We start from the raw sequence: 13,436 nt of genomic DNA on the forward strand, positions 1-13,436 counted from the left end.
GTTTGCTAATCTAAAGGAATTGACGAAATTTCATCAAAATGCACAACGGGTTTAATAATTACTTTTTAAAGGCACAATTTTTGAGGCTGAATACAAAAAAACAGATAAATTTATGTTTAAAAACCAAACGAAATTAGCTACAATTTTAATGTTTTTTGCACTTAATATAAATGCCCAAGAAAAGGTTTTTATAAGTGAAAATGACAGCTTAGAATTATACGAAACGTACATTTCAATCAATTCTATTAAAAATATATTTCCAACAATTTACAATAATGGCCTTATATATTCATCTTCAAATAAAGCTAGTTTTTACCATTTATTTTATTCAGATTTAAAGTCTAAGTCAAAAAAAATTAAAATCCCTAAGAAATTTCAAACAGGTGCAGTAACTACTTTTAAAAATGAAATATATGTTACTTCTGCTTCTAGCTATGTTGATTCGTTTGGGGTATTTAATTTAGCTATTTATAAAGGAGTTATTGAGAATTTAAAAGTTACCAATCTTAAAATATTACCCGTATGTACTACTTATTTTTCTTATGAAGACCCCGCAATAGCAAAAGATGGTAATACAATGGTGATTGTAACCAATGAAAATGGAAGATACCATTTATTAGAATTGAAGAGAAATAGTAAAAACGAATGGAAAAGAGGAGCTGTTATTTACATTTCACACCCAGATTTTAAACTTATTAATCCAACTATTTACAATAAAAACACCATTTATTTTTCATCAAATATGTATAACGGAAAATTAAATGGTTTTACATACGAAAATGTTGAAGGAGTACTTAAATTAGTTGAAAAAAATAGAGAAAAAGGTGTTTTTAACATTTACAAAACACAAAAAAAAGAGGGTAAATGGCAGCTGCCAGAAAAAGTAAATGTTTTAAACTCTGAATTTGATGAACTTGGAGTTGTATTTGATACCGATAAAAGTGGGTATCTTACAACGTTCAGATTTAGTGATACAGATAATATTTACTACTTTAAATTAAAACAATAAACAAACGGGTGTTGGAGCTTGTTCACTGTATAAATAAGTTAACTTACCCGTATTAATAGCTATTTTGAAGACACTAATATTTTTACTTTTTTGATTGGCAACCAATAAAAATTGTCCATTAGGAGAAAGAGTAAAGTTACGTGGCCAATGACCTTTTACATTAATATTTTGTATTTTTTGAAGCGTACCAGTTGTAGTGTCTCTTTTAAAAACTACCATACTATTTTCACCTCTATTTGAACCATATAAATACGATTCGTTATTAGATAAATGAATATCAGCTCCAAAACTTTCGCCTTCAAAACTTTCATCTAAGGTGTTGATATTTTGAATTTTAATATATTTTTCACCTTCTTTTTTTAAAACGGTCACAGTTGAAGAATATTCGTTAATTACATAAATATAGGTACCGTTTTTAGAAATTTCAAAATGGCGAGGTCCAGATTTTAGAGGCATTGAATAATTTTCTTTTAAAAAATAGGTGTCATTATTTCTAATGTAGTTTGCTAAAAAATTACGACCTAAATCTGCAACAAACAATTGATTATTTATAAATTGAGTTGAATGTGCGTGAGATTTGTTGTTTGGTGTATTATGATTTATAATTTGATGTGCAGGTTTAATTGCTCCATTTTTTTCAACTTTATGAATTGATATAGTTCCTCCTGTATAGTTTGAAATAGCGGCATTTTCAGCATTTAATTCAATATGGCAAGGATTCGCACCATTTGAACTCACCGTATTTATAAACTGAAGTTGGCCGTTTTCAGTTACAGAAAAAGCACTTACAAAACCACTATTAGTAGTATTAAAATTAGCAACTTCACCAACAGCATATATAAATTTTCTATTGGTTGCATACGCTAAAAATGAAGGATTTTTAGTTTTTACAGCTAGTTTTTTATGGGTTAATTTACCTGTTTTTGTGTTAAAATCGTAATAATAAATCCCTTCACTATCTGAACCGGTATAAGTACCAACATAGAGTGGAATATTTTGAGCTTGTAAAAAACAAGAACTTAAAAAAATGACAACGTATAAAAATTTCATAACTAGTTATTAACTGAATTACTTTACTAAAATACCACGTTTATTTAATAAAGGAATGGTGCGTAAAGCACTTTCTTTAATAGTTCCTTTTTTAAATAAGTATTTTTTATCATACATTTTATTGTTTTCAAAAAAAGTAACATTAAAAAAGTTAGAAATAGTTACTACCTCACCTTGTATTAACTCAATTTTAGCAAAAGATTTTGAAGGTAATATTTCAATTTTTTTACGCATTATTGAAGTTTCTAACAACGTGTCTTCATCGTAACCTTTTGAAATTATTAATACCATTTCTAAAGCAACTTCTTTGTTGTTAATAATGTAGGCGTTCCAATCATCACATTGAAATTCTTCATTATATTCTTTAACTACAGCAATAAAAACGTTTGTAACTTCAGGAATTGGAATGTCTTTTTTCATTTTAAAATTGATAAAAACCGTCATTCTGAATTTGTTTCAGAATCTCAGGATAGTTAGTTCTATTTTTAATGAGAAGCTGAACTAAATTCAGCTTGATAAAATTTTACAATACCGATTTAAACTGCTCTAAAAATCGAACATCGTTTTCATAAAACATGCGAATATCTGGTATTTGATACAATAGCATTGCAATACGTTCAATACCCATTCCAAAGGCATAACCTGAATACACTTCGGGGTCTATATTAGCATTTTTAAGCACATTTGGATCTACCATACCACAACCCATAATTTCAAGCCAGCCTGTTCCTTTTGTAATCTTATAATCAGTTTCAGTTTCTAATCCCCAATAAATATCTACTTCGGCACTTGGTTCGGTAAATGGAAAATAGGATGGACGTAAACGTATTTTAGATTTCCCAAACATCTCCTTGGTGAAATAAAGTAATGTTTGTTTTAAATCGGCAAAAGAAACATCAGTATCAATATACAATCCTTCAACTTGATGAAAAATACAATGTGCACGTGCAGAAATATCTTCGTTTCTAAAAACTCTTCCCGGAGAAATTGTTCTAATTGGTGGTTTATGACTTTCCATATAACGCACTTGAACTGATGAGGTATGTGTACGTAATAATAAATCTGGATTTTTTTCTATAAAAAATGTATCCTGCATATCACGTGCTGGATGATATTCAGGTAAATTAAGCGCGGTAAAGTTATGCCAATCATCTTCAATTTCAGGACCTTCAGAAACGGTAAAACCAATACGTGAAAACACGTCGATAATTTGATTTCTAACTAAAGATATTGGATGACGAGAACCTAACTCAATTGGCTCAGAAGGCCGTGTTAAATCTCCATAAAAGCCCTTTTGTTCAGTTGCATTTTCTAAAGTTTCTTTTAATTGAGCTACTTTATTTTGAGCTGAATTTTTTAAAGTGTTTAATGCTTGTCCAAAATCTTTTCTCTCAGCAGGAGCTACATTTTTAAATTCAACAAATAAATTATTTAGCACTCCTTTTTTACCTAAGAATTTTATTCTAAAAGCTTCAATTTCATTTATGGTAGTTGCATTAAATACACTTACTTCACCAATCAGTTCTTTTACTTTATCTAACATTTCACATATAAAATTAGGCAGCAAATTTAAACAATTTTTTTTTGAAAAAAGAATAAGTACTTCAATGCTATTCAAAGAATTTTTGATAAGTAAATTATAGTTTAAGACAGATGAAACAAACAGGTTATATAAAGCAAAGCGAAAACGTTTGAAATAGGATAATTTACACCTAAATTAAATTCTATTTATAGATATATTTATTTAAATATTAAGTACATTTGAGTAGTAAAATAATAAAAACCAAAAAAATTCATCAAAAAATTATGGAATTACAAATTATGGAACCTGAAATTATGGAATCACAAATTAAAGAATTCATGGATTTAGTAAAAAAAAGAAATCCACATGAGCCAGAATTTTTACAAGCTATAGAAGAGGTAGCAGAAACAGTTGTTCCTTTTATTCTTAGCAATGAAATTTACAATGGAAAACAAATTCTAACTAGAATGGTTGAACCAGAAAGGGTATTAATGTTTCGTGTTCCTTGGATTGATGATGCTGGGAAAATAATAGTAAATAGAGGTTTTAGGATTGAAATGAATTCTGCAATTGGGCCTTACAAAGGTGGTTTACGTTTTCATCCAACCGTAAATTTAAGTATTCTAAAATTTTTAGCATTTGAACAAGTATTTAAAAATGCGCTAACTACCTTACCGATGGGTGGTGCTAAAGGAGGCTCAGATTTTGACCCTAAAGGAAAATCAGATGTAGAAATTATGCGTTTTTGCCAAAGTTTTATGAGTGAATTATTTAGACATATTGGACCAAATACAGATGTTCCTGCTGGTGATATAGGTGTAGGAGGAAGAGAAATTGGATATTTATTTGGAATGTATAAAAAATTACGTAATGAATTTACAGGTGTATTAACAGGAAAAGGAATGTCTTGGGGAGGATCTTTAATTAGACCAGAAGCCACCGGATATGGAACAGTATACTTTGCTCAAAATATGCTTGAAACAAAAGGTGAAGTAATAAAAGGGAAAACAATTGCGATATCAGGTTCTGGAAATGTAGCACAATATGCTTGTGAAAAAGCACTTCAATTAGGAGCTAAAGTTGTTACTTTATCTGATTCTTCAGGGTTTATTTATGACAAAGAAGGTTTTGATACAGATAAATTAGCATTTATTTTTGATCTCAAAAATAATAAGCGTGGTAGAATAAACGAATATGTTAAAAAATACCCAAATGCTAGCTTCTTTGCAGGAGAAAAACCTTGGGGAATTAAATGTGAAATAGCAATGCCTTGTGCTACTCAAAATGAAGTTAATAAAGAAGATGCTAAAACATTATTAAAAAATGGGTGCTACGTTATATGTGAAGGTGCAAATATGCCATCTACTCCAGAAGCAGTTCATATATTTCTAAATGCCAAAATTTTATATGCTCCAGGTAAAGCTTCAAATGCGGGAGGTGTTGCAACTTCAGGGTTAGAAATGAGTCAAAACTCTCTTCGTATTGTTTGGACACGTGATGAAGTTGATTCTAAACTTAAAAAAATCATGAGTGATATCCATAATTCTTGTATCAAGTTTGGAAAACAGGATGATGGCTATATAGATTATGTTAAAGGAGCTAATATTGCTGGATTTGTTAAAGTTGCTGATGCTATGTTAGCACAAGGCGTGGTTTAATTTAATACTAATTATAAGAATTTAAAAAGGAATGTTATTTAACATTCCTTTTTAAATTTACAAAACTAACCTGACTAAAATCATTTTAATTTAGGGTTAAAATTCTATCTTGCATACAATAAATAAAGTCACTTAAAATGATTAAAAATCCTTTACCAGATTTAAAAGCGTATGAGTTTGAAGATGTTGCATTTAATAAATTAATGCAAAATAGAGTTAATAAAATTTTAATAGTTTGTTCTAACTATGATTTTTATATGTTGGAAGAAGATGGTAGAATTGATGAACGAATTTTTAATGAATATACAGCTTTAAATTTAAGATATCCACCAAATTTTGTACACGCTAACTCAGCACGTAGAGCAATAAAAGTACTAACGTTAGATAAAATAGATTTAGTTATAACTTGGCTAGATATTGGAAATTACAAAGCATTTGAAACATCAAAAAAAATAAAAGAAGCATTTCCAAACGTTCCAATTGCTGCATTAAGTCATTATTCATCTGAATTAAGAAAAAAAATAACAAATTCAAATACAGGAGTTATAGATTTTATTTTTCATTGGAATGGTAATGTTGACATATTTTTAGCTATTATTAAATTAACGGAAGATAGAATGAATGCTGAAAATGATATCAATAAAATTGGTGTAAAAGCAATTTTATTAGTTGAAGATTCATTACGATTTTACTCTAGATATTTACCAATTATTTATAAAATTATAGTAAAGCAAGCCTATTCATTTATGTCTGAAGGATTAAATGAGCATAGAGGTATGATGTTAATGCGTGGACGACCAAAAATTTTATTAGCTACAAATTATGAAGAAAGTATTAACCTTTTTGAAAAATACAAACACAATCTTTTAGGGGTAATATCCGATGTAAGTTACTTTAAAGAAGGTAAGCGCAATCCATATGCCGGTTTTGAGTTATTAAAATATGTAAGAAAATTTAAACGATATTTTCCTGTTTTAATACAATCTTCAGATGAAATTAATAGAAAATTAGCGACTGAATTAAAAGGGAAATTTTTATACAAACATTCTGAAACATTAGGAAGTGAATTAAAGAAATACATCACAAAATATTTTTCTTTTGGAGCTTTTGAATTTTGGGATCCAGTACAAATGAAAGTTTTAACAAAAGTAAATGATTTAAAAAATTTTCAAAAAGCTTTAAGTACTGTAACACTTGATTCTATAGAATATCATGCCAAAAGAAGTGAATATTCAAAATGGTTAAAATCAAGAGTATTATTTCCTTTAGCTAATTTGTTTAGTAAAGTTGAATATGAAGATTTTGATGATGCGGAGCATATTAGAGCGTTTTTACTAAAAGCAATTAAAGCATATCGTGTTTTTAGAGCAAGAGGTGTTATTGCTAAATTTAATAAAAACAAATATGATGAATACTTAGGCTTCTCACGCATTGGAGAGGGATCTTTAGGAGGAAAGGGTCGTGGTTTAGCTTTTATAGATTCATTTTTAAAACGTCATAGATTATTTCATAAATATAAAGATGTAACCATTTCAATACCGAGAACTGTAGTTGTAAGTACTGAAGTTTTTGATGAATTTATGGAAACTCATGAATTAATTGATTTTGTTGCTAATTGTAATAATAATGAAGATATTTTAAATAAATTTGTGTCAAATCCACTTCCACAATGGGTTTTAGATGATATTCAAGCTTTTTTAAATATTACAATTTCACCTATTGCGGTTCGTTCTTCAAGTGTGTTAGAAGATTCTCATTATCAGCCTTTTGCGGGGGTTTTCTCTACCTATATGATACCAAATGCCAATAAAACTGAAATGCTAGAGATGGTATCAAATGCAATAAAATCGGTCATGGCATCTGCTTATTTTCAAAATAGTAAAGCATATTTAAAAGCGACATCACATTCAATTGAAGAAGATAAAATGGCTGTAATTTTACAAGAAGTTACAGGGAAACAATATAATGATGTTTATTATCCAAATATTTCTGGAGTAGCCCGTTCCATTAACTTCTATCCAATAGGAAATGAATTACCTCAAGAAGGAATAGCAAACATAGCTTTAGGATTAGGTGAAATTATTGTTGGTGGTGGCCGTACCTTACGATTTTCACCTGCGCATCCAAAAAAAGTACTTCAGCTTTCTTCTCCAGATTCTACCCAACGAGATACTCAGCAATATTTATACGGTTTAGATATGGATCCAAAAAGCTATCATGCTTCTACAAATGAGTCTATTAATAAAAAGAAAATTACGATTAGACGTGCTGAAAAACACGGTTCATTAAAATTTGTAGCTTCAACCTACGATTTACAAAACAATATAATAAAACCAGGAACCTTACATGATGGAATAAGATTAATTACATTCGACAATGTATTAAAATATAAAACGTTTCCACTACCAGAAATTTTACAAGATTTGTTACGCATTGGTCAGCGTGAAATGAGAAACCCGATAGAAATTGAATTTGCTGTAAAGTTAGATGTACCAATAGGGCAACCTAAAGAGTTTAGTTTTTTACAAATTAGGCCAATTATAGAAAGCTATGAAGCCACAAGTGAACTCCCTAAAAATATAGACACAAAAGACACTATAATTTATTCAGAATCAGCACTTGGAAATGGAAAATATGAAGGTATTTATGATTTTGTTTATGTAAAACCGGAAACTTTTAATAGTGCAAATACTAGAGAAATTGCAGCTGCCGTTGAAAAAATGAATAAAAAGTTTTTAGAAGCGGATAAACAATATGTTTTAGTTGGCCCAGGAAGATGGGGTTCAAGTGATCCTTGGCTGGGAATCCCCGTAATATGGCCACAAATATCTGCTGCAAAAATTATTGTTGAAGCAGGTTTGAATGATTATAGAATTGATCCAAGTCAAGGGACACACTTTTTTCAAAATTTAACATCATTTAAAGTGGGTTATTTAACAATAAACCCCTTCATTAATGATGGCTTTTTTGATTTAGATTACTTAAATGCACAAGAAGCTTGTTGCGAAGGAGAGTTTATAAGGCATATTTGTTTTAAAGAACCTTTAACTATTGTTATTGAGGGGAAAAGTAATAAGGCTGCAATCTTTAAAAAAGATTATAAATTCCTAGAAAACAGAGAATCTTTAGAAGATTCAATGGAAGATTTACCACCAGAAGGGTTTATGTAATGAACAGTTAAATATTAATATTTGGTTATTGATTTAATAATTTAGAAGTAGATTTCAAAGTATTTTATTAATTTTTAATAAAGATTTGCAACATAAATTACAGAAAGTTGAAAAATTACATTTTTTTTAATTAAAAATGTATTTAATATCAGTATTTTTGTACCGAATTTTAAATTAGTTTTAAACACGTATAAATTATAGTATTATGAATGTAAAAGATATATTGAATAATCTTGAAACCAAGCACCCAGGTGAACAAGAATATTTACAAGCAGTACATGAAGTATTGGAATCTATTGAAGGTATTTATAATGAAAATCCACAATATGAAGCCGCAAAAATAATTGAACGATTAGTAGAGCCTGATCGTATTTTTACTTTTAGAGTTTCTTGGGTAGATGATGAAGGTGAAGTTCATGTTAATTTAGGACATAGAGTTCAATTTAACAATGCAATTGGACCATATAAAGGAGGTCTTCGTTTACACCCTAGTGTAAATTTAAGTATTTTGAAGTTTTTAGGTTTCGAACAAACATTTAAAAATGCACTTACTACCTTACCAATGGGTGGTGGAAAAGGAGGTTCAGATTTCAACCCAAAAGGAAAATCAGATGCTGAAATTATGCGTTTTTGCCAAGCTTTCATGTTAGAATTATGGAGACTTATTGGTCCAAGTACTGATGTTCCTGCAGGAGATATTGGAACTGGAGGTAGAGAAATTGGTTTCTTATATGGAATGTATAAAAAATTACAAAGAGAAAACACAGGAGTCTTAACAGGAAAAGGTTTAAATTGGGGAGGAAGCTTAATTAGACCGGAAGCTACAGGTTTTGGAGCAACTTATTTTGCAAAAGAAATGTTGGATACTAATAACGATTCATTTAAAGGAAAAACAGTTGCTGTTTCTGGATTTGGAAATGTTGCTTGGGGTGTTGCTTTAAAAGTAACAGAACTTGGTGGAAAAGTAATTACAATTTCAGGCCCTGATGGTTATATTTTAGACGAAAAAGGTTTGGACAAAGAAAAAATAGATTATTTATTAGCACTTAGAGCTTCTAATAATGATATTGTTTCTCCTTACGTTGAAGAATTTCCAGAAGCAAAATTTATTCCAGGTAAAAAACCTTGGGAAGTTACTTGTGATATAGCAATGCCAAGTGCTATTCAAAATGAATTAAATGGCGATGATGCTGCTGCATTAATTGCTAGTGGTGTAAAATATGTTGTTGAAGTTTCTAATATGGGATGTACTCCTGAAGCTATTGAAGTATTACATGAAAAACAAATACCATTTGCTCCAGGAAAAGCTGCCAATGCTGGTGGTGTAGGAGTTTCTGGATTAGAAATGTCTCAAAATGCCATGAAATTAAATTGGACACAAGAGGAAGTAGATGCTAAATTACATCAAATAATGTCTTCAATTCACGTTGCTTGTATGAAGTACGGAACACAAGAAGATGGTTTTATAGATTATGTAAAAGGAGCAAATATTGCCGGATTTATTAAAGTAGCCGATGCTATGTTAGATCAAGGTATCGTTTAAATAATTTTACATATAATTTTAAAAAAGAGAAGCTGAAAAGCTTCTCTTTTTCTTTATATATTTGTTTTGAATGACAAATTTCACAACATACCGTAAAATAATTCATATTGATATGGATGCGTTTTACGCCTCTGTAGAACAATTAGACAATCCAGAGTTAAGAGGTAAGCCCGTAGCTGTTGGAGGTGGAAGTGAGCGAGGTGTTGTTGCAGCGGCAAGTTATGAAGCGCGAAAGTTTAATGTTCGTTCTGCGATGAGTGGTGTACTAGCAAAAAAAAATTGTCCACATCTTATTTTTGTAAAACCACGTTTTTCTAGATATAAAGAAATTTCGCAAAAAATTAGAACTATTTTTTATGAATATACAGATTTGGTTGAACCACTATCTTTAGACGAAGCCTTTTTAGATGTTACTGAAAATAAAAAAGGAAACCCATCTGCAAGTTTAATAGCTAAAGAAATAAGACAACGTATTTTAGATGAATTGCATTTAAATGCTTCTGCAGGAATTTCAGTAAATAAATTTGTTGCCAAAATAGCCTCAGATATTAATAAACCTAACGGACAAAAAACAATTCCGCCTGAAGAAGTAATTCCATTTTTGGAAGAATTAGCTATCGAAAAATTCTTCGGAATAGGTAAAGTTACAGCTTCAAAAATGTACAGTTTAGGTATTTTTAAAGGCTTAGATTTAAAAGAAAAAACAGAAGCATTTTTAATGCAACATTTTAAAAAATCTGGAAGCCATTATTACAAGATTGTTAGAGGTATTCAAAATAGCGAAGTGAAGCCAAATCGACTTCGAAAATCGGTGGCTGCAGAACATACTTTTGTAAAAAATCTAACTTCTGAAATATTTATGCTTGAAAAATTAGAAAAAATTTCAGGAGAATTAGAGCAACGATTAATTCATTCAAAAATTTCTGGTAAAACAATTACGTTAAAAATTAAATACAGCGATTTTAAAACGCAAACGCGTAGTAAAACGATTCCTTATTTTGTAAAAGAAAAAGCTATTATTTTAGAAACCGTTAAAGAATTATTATTTCAAGAAAAAGTAATGAATTCGGTACGTTTGTTAGGAATTTCAGTTACTAATTTAAATATTAATTCAAAAAAGATAACTGAAAAACCAATTTTAGTTCAGTTGCAATTTGAGTTTTAAGACTCTTCAAGCGTATAAATTACATTTCTATCTGCTAAATACTTTAAAATATAATCAAAACATACATCATACTTTCCAACTAATTCTGGTGGAAAAACTCCTTTTTCACTAAATAACCCATCTAAAAACATGTTGGCTGCTGCTGTAGCTGTATAACCAGTTGTTCGCGCCATGGAAGAAACATTTGTTTTGTTACAATATTCATCATGTAAAATGTAGGTAATGGTTTTTTTCTCCCCTTTTTTATTCGTTCCTTTTAAGGTAATTCGCATAACAGTAAGTTCTTCTTCGGTATCTTCTAACTTCCATTCATTAAATAATATTTTTGATGAAAACTCAAGAGGTGAAACTAAAGTTCCATTGATAGTTATTTTTTCTTCACTAAAAAAACCACTTGATTTTAGCACTTTAATATATTCAATATGATCAGGATAACGCAATGTTTTTTCTTTCATGTTTTTGATATGTGGCATGGTAAAAATTAGAGAACGTAACCCATCAGAATTAAAAGATTCTAAGGTTCCAACACCCTCAAAATCTACAAATTCACAATCGGATAATGCCTCTTTTACTACTAAATGTCCATTTTCTACATAACGTGCCGGACGCGTATATTCTTCAATTACATCAACTGGTGAGAAAGGCGCTTTATAACTAAAAGGCCATTTTTTTACTTTTGGTAAACCACCTACTAAGCATTCAAAATCTGTTAAGTCTAATTTCTCATTATAGTTTCCTAAAATAATATTTCCCATCCCTGGAGCTACACCACAATCTACAATGGCAGTTACGTTTTTTTCTTTGGCAAGGGTATCTAATTCTAACGAATTTTCAGGAAAAAAGGAAATGTCAATTACATTTTTTTCTGCTTCAATAATAGTTTTCAAAGTTTCAAAACCTAAAAAACCGGGTACCGCACAAATTACCAAATCAAAAGATTTTATCGTTTCTTTAAGTAGATCTTTATTTGTTACATCTAACACTTCAGGAATAAGTTTATCACATTTTTTAATTGCTTTTTCTAAGGCTTTTTCGCTAAAATCGGTTAATGTTACTGAATGTTTTTTTGTCATATCTATAGCCATGGTACTACCTACCATACCTGCACCTAATACAATTATATTGCTCATAATTTTTGTTTGATTTTAAAATGATTGAATAAGAAAATTTTAAAAGAGTTGAAGACTCTGAATAGAAATAATGAATTAATAAAAAACTACAAACCAGGTATTAGTACCCAAGGCATTTCTGAAAGGTTTTTTATTGGATTGTAATTCATCGGTTAAACATACAATTTATTTTTATATCAATTAATGTTTGTGATAAAATTTCCCCTGCCACGTATTCTTTTCAATCAATTTTTTATCAATTTTTGCTACAATTTCAAAGTTTTTAAGGTTATTCCATTTTGGAGCAATCAACAAATCCTGTGGTGTTTCACTTATAAAACGTTCAATAATAATATCAGGTCTTAAAAAGCTAATAAATTCAGTTATAAAATCTATGTAACCTTCAGAAGAAAATAATTTAAATTTTTCAGGTTTTTTTTTATACTGAACTGCCATTACTGAATTGTTCACAATTTGTAAATGATGTAGTTTTAAAGTATCAATAGGAAGTTTAGAAATTTCAATAGCGTGTTTTAATAACTCTTTTTTTGATTCTCCTGGTAAGCCAATTATTAAATGAGCACCTAAATGAAACCCTTTGTTTTTACACTTTTCATACATATTTTTTGTGTCCTCATAAGTATGACAGCGATTTACATTTTCTAAAGTTCGGTTTAAAGTACTTTCAACACCAAATTCTAATGAAATAAAGTGTTTTTTTGATAAAAACGAGAGATATTCAATAATTTCATTTGAAATACAATCTGGTCGAGTACCAATAACCAAACCAATTACACCTTCAACGTTTAACGCTTCATCATATAGCTTTTTAAGTGATTCAAAATCGGCATAGGTGTTTGTATATGCTTGAAAATAAGCTAAATATTTTTGTGCTTTATATTTCTTAGAAAAAAACTGAATTCCTTCTTCTAATTGATTTTGAATGCTTTTTGTTGGCTCACAATAATCAGGATTAAACGTATTATTATTACAATAAGTACAACCTCCATATCCTTTTGAACCATCTCTGTTCGGACAAGAAAAACCAATATCTAACGATATTTTTTGAACTCTTTCACCAAATGTTGATTTGATAAATGAAGAATAATCTAAGTATCTTTTCCCTGTAAAAATCACTTTTTAAAAATAAGCTTCAAAATTAAGATTATCTTGTATAATTACCTAAGAACCTTTAGGTTATATTTTTTTA

10 protein-coding genes are annotated in these 13,436 nt (G+C 29.4%); 5 read left to right on the top strand and 5 right to left on the bottom strand.

Annotated elements, in window-relative coordinates:
• The first annotated feature begins 112 nt into the window (after positions 1 to 112).
• Complete coding sequence (locus QM495_RS01515) at positions 113 to 1,009, top strand: hypothetical protein (RefSeq protein ID WP_408670339.1); 897 nt, start codon at positions 113 to 115, stop codon at positions 1,007 to 1,009.
• On the opposite strand, the gene QM495_RS01520 is transcribed toward QM495_RS01515, so the two are convergent.
• From QM495_RS01520 to pheS, 3 genes are all read right to left on the bottom strand, one after another.
• On the bottom strand, positions 998 to 2,059 hold the full coding sequence (locus tag QM495_RS01520; protein ID WP_408670340.1) for a lactonase family protein: 1,062 nt from the start codon (positions 2,057 to 2,059) through the stop codon (positions 998 to 1,000). The genes QM495_RS01515 and QM495_RS01520 overlap by 12 nt on opposite strands.
• Positions 2,060 to 2,077: 18 nt before the next feature.
• Positions 2,078 to 2,479, bottom strand: a complete 402-nt coding sequence (locus QM495_RS01525) for a hypothetical protein (protein WP_408670341.1) — start codon at positions 2,477 to 2,479, stop codon at positions 2,078 to 2,080.
• Between the two features lie 103 nt (positions 2,480 to 2,582).
• Complete coding sequence (pheS, locus tag QM495_RS01530) at positions 2,583 to 3,602, bottom strand: phenylalanine--tRNA ligase subunit alpha (protein ID WP_408670342.1); 1,020 nt, start codon at positions 3,600 to 3,602, stop codon at positions 2,583 to 2,585.
• A 293-nt stretch (positions 3,603 to 3,895) separates the two neighbouring features.
• Between pheS and gdhA (QM495_RS01535) the strand changes: the two genes are divergently transcribed.
• The 4 genes from gdhA (QM495_RS01535) to dinB all read left to right on the top strand — a co-directional run bounded on the left by gdhA (QM495_RS01535) (position 3,896) and on the right by dinB (position 11,117).
• On the top strand, positions 3,896 to 5,239 hold the full coding sequence (gdhA, locus tag QM495_RS01535; RefSeq protein ID WP_408670383.1) for an NADP-specific glutamate dehydrogenase: 1,344 nt from the start codon (positions 3,896 to 3,898) through the stop codon (positions 5,237 to 5,239).
• Between the two features lie 137 nt (positions 5,240 to 5,376).
• A complete protein-coding gene (locus tag QM495_RS01540; protein WP_408670343.1) occupies positions 5,377 to 8,409 on the top strand; it encodes a PEP/pyruvate-binding domain-containing protein in 3,033 nt (1,010 codons plus the stop codon).
• 205 nt (positions 8,410 to 8,614) lie between these two features.
• The gene (gene gdhA, locus QM495_RS01545; RefSeq protein ID WP_408670344.1) at positions 8,615 to 9,952 is read left to right on the top strand and encodes an NADP-specific glutamate dehydrogenase; all 1,338 of its coding nucleotides are present in this window, start codon (positions 8,615 to 8,617) and stop codon (positions 9,950 to 9,952) included.
• Positions 9,953 to 10,022: 70 nt separating this feature from the next.
• Entirely contained in the window at positions 10,023 to 11,117 is a 1,095-nt protein-coding gene (gene dinB, locus QM495_RS01550) for a DNA polymerase IV (RefSeq protein ID WP_408670345.1), read from the top strand.
• Here dinB and QM495_RS01555 read toward each other — a convergent pair.
• Both QM495_RS01555 and QM495_RS01560 read right to left on the bottom strand, forming a co-directional pair.
• Positions 11,114 to 12,247: a saccharopine dehydrogenase family protein gene (locus QM495_RS01555; protein WP_408670346.1), complete on the bottom strand. Its 1,134-nt coding sequence runs from the start codon at positions 12,245 to 12,247 to the stop codon at positions 11,114 to 11,116. The genes dinB and QM495_RS01555 overlap by 4 nt on opposite strands.
• A gap of 180 nt (positions 12,248 to 12,427) precedes the next feature.
• Positions 12,428 to 13,363, bottom strand: a complete 936-nt coding sequence (locus tag QM495_RS01560) for a TIGR01212 family radical SAM protein (RefSeq protein ID WP_408670347.1) — start codon at positions 13,361 to 13,363, stop codon at positions 12,428 to 12,430.
• Positions 13,364 to 13,436 lie beyond the last annotated feature (73 nt).

The organism is Lutibacter sp., assembly GCF_046055765.1.
GTDB lineage: Bacteria > Bacteroidota > Bacteroidia > Flavobacteriales > Flavobacteriaceae > Lutibacter.

What these genes read in the sequence shown, in the direction of transcription:
- pheS (WP_408670342.1), bottom strand. Translation starts at nt 3,602, where the DNA reads ATGTTAGATAAAGTAAAAGAACTGATTGGTGAAGTAAGTGTATTTAAT.
- QM495_RS01540 (WP_408670343.1), top strand. Translation starts at nt 5,377, where the DNA reads ATGATTAAAAATCCTTTACCAGATTTAAAAGCGTATGAGTTTGAAGAT.
- dinB (WP_408670345.1), top strand. Translation starts at nt 10,023, where the DNA reads ATGACAAATTTCACAACATACCGTAAAATAATTCATATTGATATGGAT.
- QM495_RS01515 (WP_408670339.1), top strand. Translation starts at nt 113, where the DNA reads ATGTTTAAAAACCAAACGAAATTAGCTACAATTTTAATGTTTTTTGCA.
- gdhA (WP_408670383.1), top strand. Translation starts at nt 3,896, where the DNA reads ATGGAATCACAAATTAAAGAATTCATGGATTTAGTAAAAAAAAGAAAT.
- QM495_RS01555 (WP_408670346.1), bottom strand. Translation starts at nt 12,247, where the DNA reads ATGAGCAATATAATTGTATTAGGTGCAGGTATGGTAGGTAGTACCATG.
- QM495_RS01525 (WP_408670341.1), bottom strand. Translation starts at nt 2,479, where the DNA reads ATGAAAAAAGACATTCCAATTCCTGAAGTTACAAACGTTTTTATTGCT.
- QM495_RS01520 (WP_408670340.1), bottom strand. Translation starts at nt 2,059, where the DNA reads ATGAAATTTTTATACGTTGTCATTTTTTTAAGTTCTTGTTTTTTACAA.
- gdhA (WP_408670344.1), top strand. Translation starts at nt 8,615, where the DNA reads ATGAATGTAAAAGATATATTGAATAATCTTGAAACCAAGCACCCAGGT.